At 49.9% G+C, this 19,595-nt stretch carries 16 protein-coding genes and 3 pseudogenes; 10 read left to right on the top strand and 9 right to left on the bottom strand.

Translation table 11 applies throughout. The annotated features are described in order from the left end of the window. A partial coding sequence (locus tag ADU23_RS34145) for a helix-turn-helix domain-containing protein (RefSeq protein WP_157266053.1) occupies nt 1-176 on the bottom strand: 176 nt, incomplete at its 3' end. Between the two features lie 115 nt (nt 177-291). Beyond that, a pseudogene (locus tag ADU23_RS31875) lies at nt 292-432 on the bottom strand (LuxR C-terminal-related transcriptional regulator); the annotation flags it as partial. Nucleotides 433-650: 218 nt separating this feature from the next. Here ADU23_RS31875 and ADU23_RS01025 point away from each other — a divergent pair. Beyond that, on the top strand, nt 651-1,739 hold the full coding sequence (locus tag ADU23_RS01025) for a hypothetical protein (protein WP_053372039.1): 1,089 nt from the start codon (nt 651-653) through the stop codon (nt 1,737-1,739). 69 nt (nt 1,740-1,808) lie between these two features. On the opposite strand, the gene ADU23_RS01020 is transcribed toward ADU23_RS01025, so the two are convergent. Further along, nucleotides 1,809-4,088, bottom strand: a complete 2,280-nt coding sequence (locus ADU23_RS01020; RefSeq protein WP_053372038.1) for a beta-glucosidase family protein — start codon at nt 4,086-4,088, stop codon at nt 1,809-1,811. A 162-nt stretch (nt 4,089-4,250) separates the two neighbouring features. Between ADU23_RS01020 and ADU23_RS01015 the strand changes: the two genes are divergently transcribed. After that, the gene (locus tag ADU23_RS01015; RefSeq protein WP_053372037.1) at nt 4,251-5,513 is read left to right on the top strand and encodes a helix-turn-helix domain-containing protein; all 1,263 of its coding nucleotides are present in this window, start codon (nt 4,251-4,253) and stop codon (nt 5,511-5,513) included. Nucleotides 5,514-5,525: 12 nt separating this feature from the next. Further along, on the top strand, nt 5,526-5,861 hold the full coding sequence (locus tag ADU23_RS01010) for a low molecular weight protein tyrosine phosphatase family protein (protein ID WP_053377404.1): 336 nt from the start codon (nt 5,526-5,528) through the stop codon (nt 5,859-5,861). Nucleotides 5,862-5,873: 12 nt separating this feature from the next. Here the strand turns inward: ADU23_RS01010 and ADU23_RS01005 are convergent, their stop codons facing one another. Further along, entirely contained in the window at nt 5,874-6,578 is a 705-nt protein-coding gene (locus ADU23_RS01005; RefSeq protein ID WP_053372036.1) for a MerR family transcriptional regulator, read from the bottom strand. Between the two features lie 208 nt (nt 6,579-6,786). Between ADU23_RS01005 and uvrA the strand changes: the two genes are divergently transcribed. Beyond that, the gene (gene uvrA, locus ADU23_RS01000) at nt 6,787-9,306 is read left to right on the top strand and encodes an excinuclease ABC subunit UvrA (RefSeq protein WP_053372035.1); all 2,520 of its coding nucleotides are present in this window, start codon (nt 6,787-6,789) and stop codon (nt 9,304-9,306) included. 137 nt (nt 9,307-9,443) lie between these two features. On the opposite strand, the gene ADU23_RS00995 is transcribed toward uvrA, so the two are convergent. The 3 genes and pseudogenes from ADU23_RS00995 to ADU23_RS00985 all read right to left on the bottom strand — a co-directional run bounded on the left by ADU23_RS00995 (nt 9,444) and on the right by ADU23_RS00985 (nt 11,312). Then, the gene (locus ADU23_RS00995; RefSeq protein ID WP_053372034.1) at nt 9,444-10,190 is read right to left on the bottom strand and encodes an MBL fold metallo-hydrolase; all 747 of its coding nucleotides are present in this window, start codon (nt 10,188-10,190) and stop codon (nt 9,444-9,446) included. A 145-nt stretch (nt 10,191-10,335) separates the two neighbouring features. Further along, nucleotides 10,336-10,491: pseudogene (locus tag ADU23_RS32595) on the bottom strand (sensor histidine kinase); the annotation flags it as partial. A 149-nt stretch (nt 10,492-10,640) separates the two neighbouring features. After that, complete coding sequence (locus ADU23_RS00985) at nt 10,641-11,312, bottom strand: response regulator transcription factor (RefSeq protein ID WP_053372032.1); 672 nt, start codon at nt 11,310-11,312, stop codon at nt 10,641-10,643. Nucleotides 11,313-11,369: 57 nt separating this feature from the next. Between ADU23_RS00985 and ADU23_RS00980 the strand changes: the two are divergent. From ADU23_RS00980 to ADU23_RS00970, 3 genes and pseudogenes are all read left to right on the top strand, one after another. Next, nucleotides 11,370-11,630, top strand: a pseudogene (locus tag ADU23_RS00980) (ATP-binding cassette domain-containing protein); the annotation flags it as partial. 182 nt (nt 11,631-11,812) lie between these two features. Next, nucleotides 11,813-12,154, top strand: a complete 342-nt coding sequence (locus ADU23_RS00975) for an FtsX-like permease family protein (protein WP_053372031.1) — start codon at nt 11,813-11,815, stop codon at nt 12,152-12,154. A gap of 138 nt (nt 12,155-12,292) precedes the next feature. Then, nucleotides 12,293-13,240, top strand: a complete 948-nt coding sequence (locus ADU23_RS00970) for a hypothetical protein (RefSeq protein WP_053372030.1) — start codon at nt 12,293-12,295, stop codon at nt 13,238-13,240. Between the two features lie 114 nt (nt 13,241-13,354). Here the strand turns inward: ADU23_RS00970 and ADU23_RS00965 are convergent, their stop codons facing one another. Then, the gene (locus ADU23_RS00965; RefSeq protein ID WP_053372029.1) at nt 13,355-14,500 is read right to left on the bottom strand and encodes a metallophosphoesterase; all 1,146 of its coding nucleotides are present in this window, start codon (nt 14,498-14,500) and stop codon (nt 13,355-13,357) included. Between the two features lie 266 nt (nt 14,501-14,766). On the opposite strand from ADU23_RS00965, the gene ADU23_RS00960 reads away from it, so the two are divergent. Then, entirely contained in the window at nt 14,767-16,938 is a 2,172-nt protein-coding gene (locus ADU23_RS00960; RefSeq protein WP_053372028.1) for a DNA topoisomerase III, read from the top strand. A gap of 214 nt (nt 16,939-17,152) precedes the next feature. After that, the gene (locus tag ADU23_RS00955; protein WP_053372027.1) at nt 17,153-17,824 is read left to right on the top strand and encodes a YheC/YheD family protein; all 672 of its coding nucleotides are present in this window, start codon (nt 17,153-17,155) and stop codon (nt 17,822-17,824) included. A 69-nt stretch (nt 17,825-17,893) separates the two neighbouring features. Here ADU23_RS00955 and ADU23_RS00950 read toward each other — a convergent pair whose 3' ends face one another. Then, nucleotides 17,894-18,427: a GbsR/MarR family transcriptional regulator gene (locus tag ADU23_RS00950; RefSeq protein ID WP_053372026.1), complete on the bottom strand. Its 534-nt coding sequence runs from the start codon at nt 18,425-18,427 to the stop codon at nt 17,894-17,896. A 281-nt stretch (nt 18,428-18,708) separates the two neighbouring features. Here ADU23_RS00950 and ADU23_RS00945 point away from each other — a divergent pair, with 281 nt between their 5' ends. Beyond that, nucleotides 18,709-19,578 (top strand): carbohydrate ABC transporter permease, encoded by an 870-nt coding sequence (locus ADU23_RS00945; RefSeq protein WP_231637282.1) that lies wholly within the window; start codon nt 18,709-18,711, stop codon nt 19,576-19,578. Nucleotides 19,579-19,595 lie beyond the last annotated feature (17 nt).

The following is a 19,595-nucleotide window of genomic DNA, read 5'->3' as shown; positions in this document are numbered from 1 at the left end:
TTCGTTTGAATCTCTAATCCATCAAAACCATAGACTTCATACCGGCGTTGCCATTTCACCAAGGTTGTTTTTGATATCCCATATTTATACGCAGCGGCCATAAGGCCAAGTTCACCACTTTCGATCTCTTTGATAATGGTACGTTTCTCCGATGCGTAATATTTAACTTTAGACATGAAAATGCTCCCCTCATAGCTGCAGGTTTTTATTATTTCACCTGTCCACTATTTGGGGAGCATATCAATTGCGCAGCCTCTTTTTGCATGCCCGGCAAGCGATCCCCCGCATAGCTCAACCCATGCCATGTCTAGAGAACAATTCCCACATCAGCTCGCGCCTGCTGCTAAACCCTGTTTTGGCAAAGATCGACTTAAGATGGTCTTGAACGGTATAAGCCGAAATATGAAGGGAATGAGCAAGCTCCTTCGTCGAAAACCTCTAATTATCCGCTAGTTTGCTGGCACGTATCGATAAATACCGGCCATCGGGCAAGAGCAAGTTTATGGCAGCGACAAAAAGCGGGGCTCCGTCATTCAAATGGCCGGCTATGCGATGAAGCAGCCGTTTCTTCGGCGTATTCAAAGCTAGTTTTTCATTTCACCCATTTGGTATAATTGGGATTAAATGACTGAACTAAAGGGGAGCGGGAAATGGACAAGCAGCAGATGATCGATCTTATTTTAGAGGAGTACGGATTGGCACCGGATAGCATGCGTGCACAGCTCGATGCCATGCTTCTGCGTCTTTTCGCCCATAAAGGTGAACTGTCTGCGGAAACATTGCTGGGCTGGAGCGACAATGACCTTACGGTGCTGTACAACACGGCATCCGGGGTCAAACTGACACGGGAGCATGTGCCGAATATGTTGAGCGAGTATGCGAAAATGGACACGGGGCAGCTGTCCTCGGTTGTGTCGTTTGGCCATATCGAGCATGAGAAAGCAATCGAACCTGAGCCGCGCATCCACCGCCAGTATGGAAAATATGAGCTGCCTCCTACGATACAGCGTCTGTATGAGCTGGAGGAGGAGCTTGGGAGAGCGATGGATCTGGAGATCGGGCTGCTTATGCAGAAGTATGATATGCGTTACCCTTGCACGCCGCCGGACTTTATTCCTTTCGCGAGCCCCGGCGCAGACGGCATTCATTATTGCTTCGTTACCGATTTTGGGACAGTTACTGATCTCGAGGATGCCTATATAGCCGTTGTATCGCCCATGGATTTTGGTTCCGAAATTTGGCTGGCAGCAAGCAATATTAAGGACTTTCTTCGTATCTTATGTTCGGATAAAAGCATTTTATATAACAGCATCGCGCCATTTGATACTAACAAGATTGGGCAAGCGAGCGGGCAGGAGCTGACGCCAGCACTGCAGAGGCTTAAAGAGATCTTTACTCTGACCGAAATCCCCGATTTGGCTGGTTATATCGATAGCTTACGCAAGCAAAGGGATCAGCTTATCTGCATGCAGACGCTTGATACGATCGGCATCGTACCGCTGGCAGAACGGACTAATCAGGCAGCGGCGCAGCCGCTATCCATCGATTGGGACGACGAGCAAGCGATGAGAGCGCTGCTTAAAGCAGCTAGCCCTGAGACGAAGCTGGCATTCATTCGCGATGCGCAGCATGAGAAGCGGATATATGATGATAAAGGGATGCTAAGTCGCTGCAAGAGCATTTTATCCGAGCTGGAGCTTTACCATGAGCTCCAAAATTTGCTTGAATGCGCCGACTAGCGCAAAAAAAAGCTGTCCCACCGGTCCGCAATGACCTAATGGGTCAGCTTTTGTTTCACCATGCAAACGCTATTTCACTTCATTCATCAGAGCGATAATACCGTTGATCTGCTCCTCCGATACGGCGCCCTGGCTGAACATGCCAAGCGCACGGAGCGGCATGAAATTCAGCATGGCTGCAACCATTTCAGGAGCATCCTCCATAAGCGAGCTCATCATGCCGCTGCTGCTCTCGGAAAATTTCTGAAGCATGCCGCTTGCGATGATCGCGCGCTCGGGATCGCTAAGCAAATCACCGAACGTCGTATTCATCGTTACGGGCTTGCGAACGCTGACCGTGGACCTTACGTTCACCACAGTACGCTCAGCTATATCACGCGAGGAGGCGCCAACAAGCAGCTCGAATTCGCCGGTTTCGACATGCCAATCTTTAATCCCTGCATGGTAATAGGCAAAAGCGCGTTTGCCAAGCGTAAAGGTTACTGTCTTTCGCTCGCCCGGCTGAAGCTCCACCTTGGTGAAGCCTTTCAGTTCCTTGGACGGACGGTTCACGGTGCTGACCAAATCTCTAACGTAAAGCTGAACGATCTCTTTGCCCGCAATTGTTCCCGCATTGGTAATGTCTATGCTGACCGTTAATGCATCCTGATCAGTCAGCTCGGTTTGGCTAACTGTTAGGTTGCTGTATGCAAAGCTCGTATAGCTAAGTCCGAAGCCAAAAGGGAAAAGCGGCTCGATTTCCTTCGTGTCGTAGTAACGGTAACCGACAAAGACACCTTCCTTATATTCGACCCTGTCGCCCTCGCCGGGGAAGTTCAAAAATGACGGATTATCGCTGAGCTTAACCGGGAATGTCTCGGCTAGCTTGCCGGAAGGGTTCGCATCGCCGAACAATAACGCAGCAATCGCTCCGCCCGCAGCTTGCCCGCCTAAGTAACCTTCAAGCACGGCCTTGGCTTTGCCAAGCCAAGGCATAACAATCGGCGAGCCGTTGCTGAGCACAACAACAAGATTGCTCTGAACCTCAGCTACCGCATCAATTAGAGCGCGTTGGTTGTCAGGAATGTTCAGATGCTGGCGGTCATAACCCTCCGACTCGTAACGGTCAGGCAAACCGATGAACAACACGGCAACATCGGCGTCAGCCGCATTAACCTTCGCCTCAATTAGAAGAGGCTCGTCATGGTCATCGCTCTCAAGCTTATAGCCCTGCGCATAGGTTACTTGCGCGCCGTCCCCGGCTAAACGTACCATCTCCGCAAAAGGGTTATCGAGCTTTGTCGGCTTAATATGAGAGCTGCCGCCGCCTTGGTATCTTGGCGAAGCAGCTAGAGCGCCGATAACGGCGATTGTTCCGCTTTTTGGAAGCGGGAGAATTGCTTGCTCATTCTTCAGCAGCACCATGCTCTCTGCTGCCACTTTAGTTGCCAACTGGTGATGGGCTTCCGCATCGTACGCCGCGTTTTCCTTTTTGTTGTCCACTGCTTTATATACAACGGTCAAAATCCGTTCGACCGCATCGTTAAGTGTGTCCTCTGACAGTTGACCGTTCAATACGGCTTCAACGATTTTGCGGTCGCCAGCTCCGCCGCTGGATGGCATCTCAAGCTCGAGTCCAGCTGCTAATCCGTCAACACGTTCGTTGACAGCGCCCCAATCGGATACGACAAACCCTTCGTGACCCCACTCTTCCTTCAAAATTTGAGTAAGCAAGCGGCTGTTCTCGGAAGCGAATGCACCGTTTACCTGATTGTAGGAGGACATAACGGTCCATGGCTGCGCTTTGGTTACCGCTCCTTCAAAGCTGGCCAAATAAATTTCCCGCAGCGTGCGCTCGTCCACTATGGCATCGACCGTCATTCGGCGGTGCTCCTGATTGTTAACGGCAAAATGCTTGAGCGAGGTGCCGACGCCTTGGCTCTGCACGCCATTAATATGCGCTGCCGCAAGCTCGGAGGACAGAAGCGGGTCCTCGGAGAAATATTCGAAGTTTCTTCCGCAAAGCGGTGACCGTTTAATATTAGCGCCCGGACCAAGCAGCACCGCTACGTCCTCTGCTTGGCATTCCTCGCCGAGCGCGACGCCGACCAGGTGCACGAGCTCCGTGTCCCAAGAGCAGGCAAGCCCTGCCGCAGAAGGGAAACAGGTAGCCGGAACGCTGTCGAGCAGCCCTAGATGATCGCCGCTCCCGCTTTGCTTGCGCAGTCCATGGGGACCATCGGTTACCATGACGGATGGAATATGTAATCGCTCGATCCCTTTCGTATGCCAAAAGTTAAGCCCTGAGCATAAGCCAGCTTTTTCCTCCAGCGTCAGTTGGGCTACGATTTGCTTGATATCTCTAGTCATTGTCCAAGCTCCCTTCGAACGAATAATAGCGCTTACAAGTAGTGATTTAAGCTTATTTTAAACGAAATGAGCGTTAGGCTATGGTAAAATACTTAGATAAATAGTATTTTTTCTTGTTATTTAATCATTCATAAAAAGCTGCGGCAAAGAAGGGGGCTTGAGATGGAGTATGCTGCTTCTGATGAACAGATTTTGTTTATATGCAAGCTGATGTCGGGTAATTTTCAAGCCCAAGCCCGCTATGTGAATTCGCAGCTGGAGCCGCTTACTGGCACGGATGGAAATGGGCAGCTCGCCAGTCCGCTCTATGCAAGCCTTCAAGCGTTGTTAGAACAGCTTCATTTAGAGGCTGCTATGCCACAATATCCGCTTATACAAACGCTGAACGAGCTGGAGAACTACGTAATCGTGCGTATACAACGAGAAAGTCAGCATGCAGGCTACGTCGTATTTGGGCCGTCTGCCTATGCGGATATACCTGCTGATGCGATCACGGGGATGCTTAATGATTACGCCGTGCCAATAGACCAGAAGGAGGCTGCGCGTGCTTATTATAAGGCGCTGCCGATTATAAGCGGATTAAAGCTGCTGCATGCGAGCGTATTATTGTATTATTTGCTCTATGGCAAAGAGCTGGCTACGCTGGATATTTTTCATCACCGATCGCTGCTGTCGCAAGCGGAGCAGGAGCGGTTCGGCCGCCATGTCGATCGAAATTTATCCGATCAACGGGAGACGACGGCGCTTCATTATGACTTTGAGCTGGAGAAGCAGCTTTTCCAGTACATGAAGGAGGGCAGGACGGAGATGCTGCAGGAGCTTGCGACAATTGATCCGCAAAACCTTGGCATTTTGTCCAAAAAAAGCTATCTGAGGAGTCAAAAAAATATTACGATAGCCGGAATCACGCTTGCAACACGCGCAGCGATGGAAGGAGGGCTCCATTCGGAGATCGCCTATACAATGAGCGATTTGTATATTCAGCATTTGGAGGAACTGACCGACATTCAAAGCGTCGTTAAGCTTCGAACCGAGGCGATGCTCGGTTTTGCAGAGCGAGTGCGGCATAGTCGTGCCGGCCAATTTTCAAAGGTAGTCATGGAATGCCAGCAGTACATCTTTAACCATATCTATGAGAATATATCGGTCGCTGCGCTTGCAGGTAAGGTACGGCTAAACGCCAATTATTTATCGCAGCTGTTCAAGAAAGAGGTCGGGATTCCGATCCATAGCTATATCATGAGAGAAAAGGTGGAGGAAGCAAAGAGGCTGCTGACCGCCTCCGAGCTTACGTTGTCCGAAATCTGGGCACGGCTGAATTTTTATGATCAGAGCCATTTTACGAAAATATTCAAGAAACAGATCGGCGTAACGCCTAAGCAGTATCGTGCTTATGGACAGGTTCGATTAGAAGAAAAAGAATAGGAAGTGGTACCCATTCGGTTATTATTTATTTGCAGCAGAAACAAGTGGCGGAGCTTGACGGCCGAGACGATTTTTCAAGGTGTGGACGGGCATGAGGTAAGGTCGGCGGGTACGGAAGAAAATGCTCGCATTAAAGTAACGGAGGGGCATATTGGCTGGGCTGATCTCATCTTTGCCATGGAGAAAAAGCATGTACGGAGGCTGCAGGGGAAGTTCAGCGGCGCCCTTGCCGGCAAAAAAGTCATTTGCCTCCATATCCCGGATGAATTTGAATATATAAATGAAGATCTGATCGGCTTGCTTCAGTCCAGCGTATCGGATTACATCAGAATTCCCGAGGATCATTAACGCATGCGAGGATTAATGGATCTGATCCTTCAAGTGCAAAAGCTGATACAAATAATGGGCGCCCCGCAGCTGACTTCTATTGATCCGATCAAGAAATTGCAGTGATTCACGGGCAATCTTGATGGCATTTTCCACATTGTTGTCATCTACTTCCTTGATAACCTGCTGAATAATTTCAAGCGACCAAATCGCCGATTTAAAGGTGCGAATAATTAAAATTTGGCGGAGGTTGGCGGGGCTGAAGCTGCGATAACCGTTGTCCTTGTCGCGGTGAATCGTGATGAGCCCCATTTTCTCCCAGTGACGGATCGCTGAGCTTGGAATCGTCGTCTCATCGGATACCTCGCCGATCGTCATCCATTTCCTTTTCCCGGACCGATGCAGCAAATCGATTTCATCCGTTTCCAGCGCTCGGATCGTCTTCTCGGCAATCGTCTTGTCGCGGTGAAGCGATGCTTGCGAACCATTCATAAGCCATAGTGCCGCATCGATTTCTCCGCAGAGCACCTTCCACAGCACGTTTTTGGTAAGCATCATCCCAAAACCTTCGTTCATCGCCCGTATACATTCAAAATAAGCAATATGCTCCTCCGTGTAGATCCGGTAACCGTTAGCTCCTCTCTCAACAGGCGGTATAATTCCCCAGCTTTCATAATGCCGCAAAGCGGTTGTGCTGATCTTCAATTTTCTAGCGATATCAATGGGCCGAACGGTCATAAATCCACCTCCGCGTTATCTAAAAACATTAAACTCCTGAGTTAACGTTTTGTCAAACCTAACTCTTTAATTAGGCATTTAAATTCATCAACCTTACCACTTGCATGAATGTAGTATGCTGGTTTTAAAGTCGGGAAAGGAATGGTGCTGGCAGCCTAAGACTCAACCGTTTCTAATTAAAATGGATATGAAAACGAGGAGGACATGCATGAAGGATATGATTGTTATTAAAGGCGCGAACGAAAATAATTTGAAAAACGTATCGCTTTCGATTCCGAAATACAAGCTTGTCGTATTGACGGGGCCGTCCGGCTCGGGAAAATCAACGCTAGCCATGGATACGCTGCAAAAGGAATGCCAGCGGCAATATATGGAGTCGATGGGAATGGTGTCGGATTCGATCAGCAAGCCAAAGGTCGAATCGATCGCCGGACTGTCTCCTTCCATCAGCGTCGGGCAGCATGTTACGAATCGAAATCCCCGCTCGACGGTAGGCACAGTGACGGACATCTACACGTACCTGCGTTTCCTTTACTCTAGGCTGGGTGAGCGAATCTGCTCCTCCTGCGGCGAGAGCATTCCTCCGAGCTTCGACGAAGAGAGCAGCACCGGTATAACGGCAGCGGAGGAAGACGAGGAACGGCAAACGATCAGCTGCCCGAGCTGCCATGCGGAGCTTGAGAAATTAGGCATGTCGCATTTCTCGTTTAATAAGCCAGAAGGCGCGTGCGAATCATGCGGCGGTCTCGGCCATGTGGCAACGCTGGATCTGGATGCGGTGTTCAAGCCGGAATTAAGTTTGCGCGAGGGCTGCGTAACTTACTTATACGATGCGTATATGGAATACTTCGCCAACATTTTAGTCGCTGCCGGAAAGCATTACGGGTTTGTTTTTGATCCTGATCTGCCTTTGAAGGAGTACTCGGAAATGCAGAGGGATCTGCTCTATTACGGCGCTGAGAACGAAGCGTTCATTCGCCACTTTCCTGATACGAAGCCGCCCAAGACGGTAGGGGGCGGAAAGTTTGAAGGGATCGTAACCGGCTTGTGGCGACGGTATAAGGAGAAGGATGGCGAGCAGGGAGCAATCGAGCGGGACGGGGACTATTTTAAGCAGCAGGGCTGTACGGCTTGCAACGGCAAGCGGCTCAAAAAGGAAAGCAGATCGGTCATCGTAGCCGGCGCTTCCATCTCGGACGTTTCATCTTGGTCACTGGAGGATGTGCTTGCTTGGTCAAGCCGCTTGCACGAAGCGATGCCGCTGGAAGGACTTCCGCTGCTTAAGCCTGTCTTGACCGATATGCCGCTTCGACTGGAGCGAATTATCGATGTAGGTCTTGGCTATCTCTCGCTTGATCGGCAGACCGTATCGCTCTCCGGCGGAGAGTCGCAGCGCCTTAGGCTAGCCTCGCTGCTCGGCTCAGGTTTGACTGGCGTCCTTTACATATTGGACGAGCCGACAACGGGGCTTCATCCGCGCGATACCTCTGGCTTAATTCGGGTATTGCTGCAGCTGCGCGATCTGGGCAATACGGTGTTAGTCATTGAGCATGACGTTGAGGTGATGCGCGCTGCGGACCATATTATCGACATCGGACCAGGCGCCGGATACCTCGGCGGAACGGTCGTTGGCGAAGGAAGCTTGGAGGATTTGATGGCAAGCGAGCAGTCCGTTACGGGCGCGTATTTGCGAGGTGAAAGCTTGCCGGCATCTGCTCGGAGCAGAAGGCGCGGCAGCGGCAAGCATTTGTGTATAACGAATGCGCATGCCCGCAATCTCAAAAACATCGATGTTTCTTTTCCGCTTGGAAGCCTTATTTCCGTAACAGGCGTGTCAGGCTCCGGCAAGTCGACCTTGCTGTTTGATTTGCTTGCAAAGGGCGGATCGGCCGGGCAAAAAATAGACGGCTGCGACAGCATCACCGGATTCGAGCATGTCGGGAATTTGATTATGGTTGACCAGTCGCCGCTTGGCCGCATGCAGCGCTCGAACATTGCCACCTACACGGACATATTTACGCAGCTGCGAAATTTGTTTGCGGCGCTGCCGGCGGCGAAGAGCAGCAAGCTGACCTCCAAACATTTTTCGTTTAATACGCCCGGCGGCCGCTGCGAGACTTGCCAAGGTCTCGGCGTTTTGACAGTGGATATGAATTTCCTTCCGGATCTGGAGGTGCGCTGCACAGCCTGCAAAGGAAAACGATTTAAAGAAGAGGTGCTCCGCGTAACCTATGATGGGTATTCGATATCCGATTTGCTTAATATGACGGTTCAAGAAAGCTTGTCCGTGTTTCGCAGCAAGGAGAAAATAGCGAGCATGATCGAGCTGCTGTGCGAGGTCGGGCTTGGTTATTTGCAGCTCGGGCAGTCGGTCAAAACGTTGTCCGGCGGGGAAGGCCAGCGCATTAAGCTCGCCAAGGAGCTTAACAAAAAATCCAATACGCATACGCTCTACATGCTGGATGAACCTACGACAGGACTGCATCCTACTGATGTAGGCCAGCTTCTCGTGCTGCTGAACAAATTAGTGGATGCCGGCAATACGGTTATTTTGGTCGAGCATAGCTTGGAGCTGATCCGTGAATCTGACTATATTATCGACATTGGCCCAGAGGGCGGAGAAGCGGGCGGCAAGCTAATCGCTGCGGGTACGCCGGAGCAGGTAGCCGATATTCCATCCTCTTATACAGGGCAGTTTTTGAGGAAAGCTTTAGCGGGCGGACTATAAAGAGTCACGTTTATGGATTTATGGACCAACGCAAAAACGCCTCCAACCCTGCTTGCGCAGCGGGTTTGGAGGCGTTTTGTATATTGTTCGGGGCTATGGATTTAGTTCTGCCGAATAACAGGAATAAATCCAGCCATTTACCTCGTCAGCTCCAAAATGCGTTCATTCACATGATCCGAGTACAGCCCGCCATGGTAACAAATGACGGTTTCGATATCGTATTCGGTTAATTGGCGGAGCGATTGCAGCGCTAATTCGTAGTCATGGCAATAACTTGGAATAGGGCCGAGCAGCTGGTCATTTACGACGACTAACGCGTCAGCAGCAATTAATGTTTTACTAGCTTGATGATAGAGGCAGATATGGCCGGGCGTATGTCCAGGTGTGCCAATCACGGTAATCCCATCGCAATAAGGAAGCTCCTGCCCGTAAGTGACAAAAGCATCAACTGCCGCGCTAGGCGGACTCTCCAGCGTCTTGCGGAAGGAGGCTCGCCACTCATCCGACACCTCGGCGGGCAAAGCTTTCATCGCTCGCTCGATGGATTCAGCCGTAATTTTGATCGGGCGTTTCTCTCCTTGAATGTAAGGCGCCTCGATTTCGGTTGCAAGCACTTCTGCCTTTTGAGGCAGCGCCTCCAAAATGGCCGGCAGGCTGCCAATATGGTCGATATCCTGGTGGGTTATGATGATTTTTTTAAGCTTGTCAAAAGAAATGCCTGCCCGCTCCATCTGTTCCTTTATTAATGGAAGCTGCCCTGGATAACCGGTATCCACTAAGATCGCCATATCGTTATCCCACAACAAAGTGGGATAAATCGTAACCATTTCACCCCTCATGACTGCTGAGATCGGCAGCATGTTCACTCCGTTTGCAATGTTCATCTTAACCCTCCGCTACTGTTATAGTTTAATGTACAATGATCATACCGATTGCAAAATACATATTAGCAGCAGTCAAATAATATGTAAATAGAAAAATATTTAATTATATCACAAAAATAATTATTTGTCAATAGTTATTTAAGCGTCATTTGCGGCTGTACCATTCCCCATAATTTCTTATTATCGGAAAATGTATGGTCACCTTCGTCATGTTTCCTTCTTCGGATTGGATAGACAAATCATGCCCCAGCTTAAGCGCCAGCTGCTTAGCCAAATAAAGCCCCATTCCCGTTGACTTTGAAAGAATGAAGCATACCATATTGACATAAACGACATTGCCAATGGAGTCGCCTGCCGAGTCGCTCACCAACATAATGACCGTAACGAACAGCATGATCGCGCCATAAAGCAGGCAGAAAAAACGTTTGTCCTTCATATAGTGTGCGAAACTCATAGAATGATATACCCTTGACCTTTCTTGGTCGTAATGAAGCTTGCCTTGCCGAGCTCCGCGAGCTTCTTGCGGAGGCTGGTGATATTGACGGTTAGCGTATTGTCGTCGACGAAGCTTTCATCCTCCCAGAGGCTGCGCATTATTTTTGTACGAGTCACAATCGAGCCCTTCTGTTTCATGAGCATATGCAAAATAATAAATTCGGTTTTCGTCAGCTCTGCCTTCTGCTCGCCGCATCGTACATCGCCATCCTTTAGGCTTAGGACGATGCCGCCATGCTCGATCACGCTTGCGCTTACCTCGACGTAGGAGTAGGTTCTGCGGAGCAGCGCATTTATTTCGGCAAGCAATACATCCGTGAAGAACGGCTTCTGAACAAAGTCGTCGCCGCCCATATTCATCGCCATAATCATATCAAGCGGCGTATCGCGGGAGGATAGAAATAGAATCGGGACGTTGGATACCTCTCTTATTTGATGGCACCAATGAAAGCCGTCAAAGGACGGCAAATTAATGTCCATGAGCACGAGATGAGGGTTCTCATTCAAAAAGAGCAGCAGAATATGTTCAAAATCATCAGCGATAACCGTTTCGAAGCCCCATTTGCCTAACGTTTCGCCAAGCATCTCTGCAATCGTCCGATCATCCTCAACAATCATTATTTTCATGACAGAATCCTCCATTTAAGCCGTTAACAGCTTCGTCTCTATACTACGAAACGTTGCTTGCTGCCGCTTGCGCTAGCAAAGGTGAAGGTCGCTGAGCTTGAGAGCCGCGTAGATGAAATTTCCGAGAAATTTGGGATCAAGCAGCTGCTTGACCGATATCCCTATCAGCTGTCAGGCGGACAGAAGCAGCGTACGGCAGCATCGCGTGCCATTATCGCAAGGCCTAGCCTTCTGCTGGCAGATGAACCGACGGGGGCGCTCGATTCGAAGTCGGCAACCGATTTGCTGGAGAGCTTGAAAGCTTTGAACGAGCAGGACATCGGCGGGCCATAGCACAAGCTCCGAGCTGCTGCCAGAGCGGTATTCGGAGGAGGATGACAAGCCTGTCTAAATGATTTCGTCCAGCACTTACCAAGCTATTGCAAAAGCATTGAACAGAAGCACAAGCGTGAATTTGGCTGATGATCAGGCTGCGGCGATTCGTCCGATGTTTAACGATAATGTATGGTCTGACTGCGGGCAGCGTGCTCTACTTCAAGCAGCAGCTGACGGAAGCCCATTCAGATAAAGAACGGTATGAGGTTTTGCGCAAAATAGGCGTATCGAGGAAAGAAATTCGAGGTACCATTTCAAAGCAGACGCTTTTTATTTTTGGGCTTCCGCTCATTCTCGGTATTACGCATAGTGTGGTCGCCGTAAACGCCATGTCCAAGCTGTTTTCCAATTTGGTCAACGTTGATTTTACGGTGCCCGTCCTTTTCTCCACAACGTTATATGTCGTTATTTATCTGTTTTATTATGTTTTGACGGTGAATTCGTTTAACAAAATTGTGAATAGCTAGGGTGAAGAGCCCATAAAGCTAGCTGCGGTTTAAGTGGAACCTTTTTCCATGAACAATCGTCTTAATCGTTAACGCGAAGTTTTATACATGATGTACGCCATATCCATCTATCAGCTTTATAGAGGGGGAAGGGGGACTATGTCGAAGCGACGGTACATGGTTGCATTGGGGATTGTCGTAGCTGCTGCCGCGATTTTGTTATTTTTGTTTCGGGTAAGCGTGGATCAGGCCGTCGTGATGCGGATGGTTAGCTTTGAAGAGTCAGAGCCGAATTCACAAGTCGTTTGGAAGGACCAAGAGTCCGTAAGAACATTTGAATATGCTATTCGCTTTGGAAAAAAGATGGCCGGCAAGGTTGATATCGCAGCGCCTCCTTATTCGGTCACATTAGGGAAGAAAACCTATTACCTGTGGATTTCGGATCAAACCGAACGAGGCAGCTTCATGAAGGCAGAGGATATAACGGCAGGCAAGCTCTATACGATGAAAAAATCTTACACGAAGAAGCTTCAAGCGCTCCTCAAGCAAGCCTACCCAGAAGGCTATTCTAAACCAACCGGTGAAATTCCGGAGGAACGAAACATCGATTTGCCTGCACTAGAAGGCGGGTTGGAGCCGAATCCGCCGAGTGAGTCTCCTACTCCAGCTGCAGAGGGGCTGCCGTCGCCATACACAGAATCGCCCGCGCCTGTCCCGGATTTACCGTCAACTTCGCCGAACGCCGAGGCCGAATCGTTTGCGCCCGCTTATTTGGATGCTTCATCCTTCACGGAGGAGGAACGTCCGCTTATCAAGCTCATTAATTTGCGTATAACATATATGCATGAGAGCAAATGGGATGAGTTTTTGGATCTGTATACGGATAGCGCGCGCAAGGCAAGGGAAGGCTCAGGCAGCTTTAACGGCTTCACGATTACGAGCATAAACGTAGTAGAAAACATATCCATTCGTGAGCAAAAATCGCTGTTTGAGGCCGTCGTACAGGTCGAGGAAACAAGAAATAACGGCGATGCCGGGAGTACGATGTATGTGTTCCAGAAGGGCAAAGAAAAAGGGGCAGCGTGGCGTATAGCAGATGTGGATTAGTTTAGATAAAAAAAGAAACAGCGGCACCAGCTCGCTTGCATTCTGAATGGCTCTTGCAGCCGCTAATCAGAATGGCAAGCGAGCTGGTGCCGCTGTTTTTCATGGTACTGCCTTCTATGAGCTAAACTCCACCTCGATATGAATAACCTCGGAGCGGCTGCCGATCCGTACGGGCGGCCCCCATGTGCCGAAGCCTGACGAGACGATGGCGTGCAGGCCGCCTTTTTTCAAATAACCCCAGTCCAGCTCGAACATTCTTCTCGTAATGAGATGATTGGGCATCATTTGGCCGCGGTGGGTATGTCCGGACACCGATAGATCGATGCCGTTCTCAGCCGCTTTGGCGATATCGGACGGCTGGTGATCAAGCATAATGAGCGGACGCGAATGATCAAGCGGCGCGATTAGATCGTGGATGGGCAGCCTGCCGCCCGATCCGAAACCTCCGGACGCCTTGTCCTTGCGGCCGACGACGTAGAAGCTGTCTGCGACGAGCGCTGCCTCATCCATAAGAACGCGAATGCCGATCGCATCCATGGCTTTGATGAATTCCGGCACCTTCCGGCCAATATATTCGTGGTTGCCGGTTACCGCATATACGCCAAGCGGCGCGTTCAGCTTGCCAAGCTCGGCAGACATATTTTTGCGAAGAAACGGCTCGATATCATCATCCAAAATATCGCCCGGAAGCAAAATAAGATCGGGCTTGATTTCCCCTACTTTATCGACCAATCGCTTCAAGTGCCGATTGCCGACAATCGTTCCCAGATGAAGGTCGGATGCCATAGCAATGCGCAGCTTTTTGAGCGAACCGGCCGGCTTCGGTATTTGAACTTGGTAGGTACGGATGACCGGGCTCCATGCATTCCATGTGCCGCGAATGATCAATAGGACCATTAGAAGCAAAGCGATGCTGCCTACGCCAACGATATAAACCGACTCTTCCGCGCCGGCTGATTTGAGGATCAGTGAGAGGATGTTGGCAATCGGCAAAATAAGGACGGCATATTCAAGCACGGCGAACCAGTAAGAGCCGATAAGCTTGAACACTTCCGCAACCGGTTTAAGCGGAGCGCGGTAAGCGAGCCTTCCGATAATATACGCATAAGCGATTAAACCTACTACGAGCGAATATAAGCCCGTTTTTTCCCAGTTGAATAGAGTAGAGAAGAGCAGCCAACCATTCCAACCGATATAGAAGGATATACCGCTGTATACGAGTAAGATGCCAAAAATAATAGCAACAAAACGCAGTTTCATTCATCAACGCTCCCTAGCTCTTAATCTGCTTACTTATAAGCTGAACTTACTATATCACACCCGGATTCTAGCAGCAAAATTTGCGAGATTAGCGGGAATTGAGCATGAAACAAGAACATGCCGGCTGCGTATGGGCGGGCTGGCTGCTCCGTAGGGCGTTGCACAGGCTGCGAGCCTATGGTATCGTTTCGTCATAGTGAATGATGCGCTTTCTTCCTATGAAACAGCAGATCGTGCGTCTAAATGAAATGGAGCGAATAACGCAAATGAAATCGCTTGTACTAGCAGAAAAGCCTAGCGTGGCCAAAGAAATTGCCCGCGTGCTCGGCTGTGGACAGAAGCAAAAAGGCTATATGGAAGGCCCTAAATATGTCGTAACCTGGGCGCTGGGTCATTTGGTGACGCTGGCAGAGCCGGAGGAATACGATCCGAAATATAAGACATGGAATTTGGAAGACTTGCCGCTGCTGCCTCCGAAGATGAACCTGAAGGTTATGAAGGAAACGTCGCAGCAATTCCGCACGGTGGCACAGCTGTGCAAACGCCAGGATATCAGTGAGCTTATTATCGCGACCGATGCCGGACGGGAAGGGGAGCTTGTCGCTCGCTGGATTATGGAGCTTGTCCATTGGCGCAAGCCTTTTAAGCGACTCTGGATATCGTCTCAGACGGACAAGGCGATTAAGGACGGCTTCAGCAGCTTGAAGCCAGGCAAAGACTACGACAATTTGTATGCGTCGGCCGTTTGCCGAGCGGAGGCAGATTGGCTGATTGGCCTTAACGTAACGAGAGCGCTGACGACAAAATACAATGCGCAGCTGGCGGCAGGCCGGGTGCAAACGCCTACGCTCGCAATGCTGATGGAGCGGGAGCAGGAAATCCAATCGTTCCAATCACAGCCTTACTGGAATGTATCGGCTGATTTTGGCACGTTCTCGGCGCTATGGCGCGAGCAGGATGCCCATGATGGACGAGTGTGGGACAAAGCGGGGGCGGAAGCGATTGCCGCAAGGCTGCAAAGAGGCTCGGCGAAGGTAGACAAGCTTCGGACAGTGGAGAAATCGGAGCCGCATCCTCAGGCGTATGACCTGACCGAGCTTCAGCGGGATGCGAATAAGCGGCTCGGCTTCTCGGCTAAGCAAACGTCCAACGTGCTTCAGAAGCTGTACGAGCAGCATAAGCTGGTTACTTATCCGCGTACCGATTCCAGATACTTATCGAGCGACATGGTGCCCACGTTGAAAGGAAGACTGGAGAGCATCGCTGTCGGCCCTTATGCGCAGCTGGCTCGCAAGCTTGTGAGAATGCAGCTTCCCGTTACGAAAAGAATCGTTGATGACAGCAAAGTTACGGACCATCATGCCATTATTCCTACGGAGCAATTTGTAAATTTGGCCGCATTAAGCAATGATGAGCGCAAGCTGTATGATCTTATCGTGCGGCGGTTTATCGCTTTATTTTATGGTCCTTACCGCTACGATGAGACGAGTGTCGTGCTCGCGGCAGGCAAAGATCTTCTTTACGCGAAGGGGAAAATCGAAAAGGATAAGGGCTGGAAGGAAATTTATCAGTCAGCTTCCTATGCTTCCAGCCAAGATGAGGACGAAGACGATGACAGCGATTCGGGTCAAAGCAAGACTGACCGCCAGCCCGCGCAGCTTCTTCCTCCGCTTAAGCTTGGCCAGTCGCTGCCGATCAAGCAGGAGAAGGTAAGGGAGCTGCGTACGCTGCCGCCTGCCAGATATACGGAAGCAACGCTGCTGACACGTATGGAGAAGCATAGCCTTGGCACGCCTGCAACGCGGGCCGATATTATTGAAAAGCTGCTGGGCACGGACACCATTACGCGCACGCAAAACAAACTGATGCCTACCGGCAAAGGCAAGCAGCTGATCGAGCTTGTCGTCACCGAGCTTAGAAGCCCGGATTTGACAGCGAAGTGGGAGCAGGAGCTTGAGCGCATTGCGAAGGGCAAGGGCGACCCGGCTGCCTTTATGAAAAATGTCCGTCAGCAGGCGGCAAAATGGGTGTCGGAGGTTATTGCGGAGACGAAGGAGTACAAGCCGCATAATCTGACGCATTCCCGCTGTCCGGAATGCGAGAAGCCGCTGCTTGAAATAAACGGCAAGCGCGGCAAATCGCTTGTCTGCTCTGACCGTGACTGCGGCTATCGGCGCGCGGCGGAGCCTATGCTCTCCAATAAACGCTGCCCGCAGTGCCATAAGAAGATGGAAATTAAAGACGGCAAAGCAGGCAAATATGCCCAGTGCAGGCCTTGCAATGTCATTGAAATGCTCGGCGATAAGCAGGGGGGCGGCGGCAAAGCTAATCGGAGGCAAAATCAGAAGCTTATCGAGCAATATAGCGATAATACCGCGATGTCGAACAGTTTGGCGGACAAGCTTAAAGCGGCGCTCGAGAAGCAATCAGACAAGTAGAAATGCGATAAACCGGCAAGCAGCAACCCAGAGGCGCTGCTTGCCGGTTTTTTATGCCTAAAATTAGGTTAGGCAAGACGGCTCATGCGAAACTAGCAATATATTATAGCAATGCTTTCGAATAAAGGCTCCTAACTACAGCCATTCATCCAAGAGACAGGTAGTGCTCTGTCATATGCTATGAATGAAGCGATAGGAAAGGAGAGAGATTTCATTGGGTGAACATAATGGTAGATTGCTAGCCAACAAGTGGACCAAGATAACAGCATTGCTTTCCCATCCCAGCATTGCGCCGCATATTCCGCCGACCAGAAGGTTTACGGAACAAAATCTTAGAAGCATGCTGGATATGCATCACATGGTGGTTATGAAGCCGGTGGTCGGCGCAGGCGGGCATGGCGTGATGAAGGTTACGCGCAGCGGCAAGGGGTATGCTTATACTTATTACACGCAGACGAAACGTTTTGCTAGTTTTGCAGCGTTAATAGGTGCGCTTAACAAACAACGCAAGGGCCGTGCTTATCTCATTCAAAAAGGCATCCATTTGGCAACGGTTGACGGCAGGCCAATCGATTATCGGGTCAAATACGTGAAGACGGAGAAGGGCTGGACCATACGCGCAATGGTCGGACGAATCGCCAGAAAGGGGCTTTTCGTAACGAACATATGTCGTGGAGGTTCGCTTGTAACAGCCGCAAACGGCATAGGCAGATCATTGTCGTCCGCGCAGGTCGATGAGAAGAAGCAGAAGATGCGTGAGCTTACCGAATTGTCGACGAACGTGCTCGAATCCAAGTATCCTGGTTTTGCCCAGCTGGGGTTCGACTACGGGATTGATAAGCAAGGAAGGATCTGGATGTTCGAGGTGAATACGAAGCCTCAATAAACAAACCAAAAAATAAAGGGTGCACGGAAGTCCAAAACACTTCTGCGGCACCCTTTTGTTTGTGATCGTTTACTGCTCGGACTTGGCTGCGTTTTGCCGGAAAAGCTCTCCGCCGCGCAGCCCGTCCACGAACTGCTGGAGCCAGCTGTAATATTCGACGCCGTGACGCAGCTTATGCAAATCCTTGAGGCAGAGCTGGCGCTCCTCTTCCTTGGTATCGATATCTAAAATGATTTCAGAGAGGGAAGGAATAACCTCGTTAATGGATCCTAGCATCACATCGATTTCGCGCTGCAGCTTGGAGGCAAAGAAGTTTTGGAACGCTTGGAAAAAGTCAGTCTCGGCAACATATAAATCTTTGCGGTCAAGCTTCTCATCTAATTTCCTGATCATTTTTGAATCCATTAAGGAGCGAACGGCATAGCTCATATTGCTTTTGCTCATATTCATCTGCTGCTTCATTTCCTCGAGCGTCATTGGCTTATCCTCAAAAAACATAATGCCGTAAAGCTGGCCGAATGAATAATTAGCTCCGTACAAATCCATCGTTTGGGCAATGGCGTCTATTATTTTTCCCCGTATTTGCTCTTGAGTCGCTGGCATACCTTCCAGATCACTGGTTGAAACTCTTTTCACATCATCACCCGCAAGACTAAGATTTTATGATTCATTATACAGCAACAAGAATAGATGATAGAAAATCTTTTGGAAACACAACATTTTTACAAGATCTTAAACAGACGTTGACGTACAGATAACGAAGCTGTTTTACACTGAGTGTACAATAATTTTTGAATACTAGGGGTGAAAATGATTAATTTACGATAATTATAGCAAATGTTAAGATAAAATTGAACAGATAACAGGAGATGATTAAACGCGATATGGCTAAGGAATGGAAGGCTATATTATTCACGCTGCCGGCTTTAATTCCACTGATCGTATTTTGGCTGATCCCGCTCGGTACGATTTTTTATTTGAGCTTTACCGATTGGGATTTTATGAGTCCGGTCAAAACGTTTGTTGGTTTGGACAATTATATGTATTTGTTCGATAACTCGGCCTTTTATCAGTCGCTTGGCGTTACGATGCTCTTCTGCATCGGAAGCGTGCTCCCGGTCATGATCCTGGGGCTTGCGCTCGCGCTGCTGCTCAATCGGTCGATGAAAGGCTCCGCCGTCTATCGCACCCTCATGTTCTCGCCTTGGGTTACGCCAACGGTTGCGGTGTCGATCGTATGGTCTTGGATATTCGAGCCTAAGGTCGGCATGGCAAATACGGTGCTTCGCTGGTTCGGCTTAGAGGGAGTAGGCTGGCTGCAGGATACAAGCTGGGCGCTTGCAGGCGTCCTGATCGTTACGGTATGGAAGCTGATGGGCTGGACGATGGTGTTTTATTTAGTCGCTTTGCAAAATGTGCCGCGCGAGCTATTGCAGGCCGGCGATTTGGATGGGGCGGGCAGCTGGAGCAAGCTGAGACATATTACGATTCCGCTCATTTCGCCAACCACTTTCTTCTTATTTATTGTACAAACGATATCGGCATTGCAAGCCTACGATCAAATTAACGTGTTAACGCAGGGTGGGCCTGCCGGCTCCACGAGAACGCTTCTTTATATGTATTATCAATCGGCTTTCGAGTCGTTTGATATCGGCGAGGCATCCTCTGTTGCGGTTGTGCTCGTGCTTACCTGTATGCTATTATCGATCATTTCCTTTGCGATAAGCCGCAAAACCGTTCATTACAGCTCATAATCGTCTACCGCACGGAG

Source organism: Paenibacillus sp. FJAT-27812 (assembly GCF_001273905.1).
GTDB lineage: Bacteria > Bacillota > Bacilli > Paenibacillales > Paenibacillaceae > Pristimantibacillus.
The sequence above is the reverse complement of the archived record's forward strand: the minus strand, read 5'-3'. Positions and strand labels throughout refer to the sequence as shown.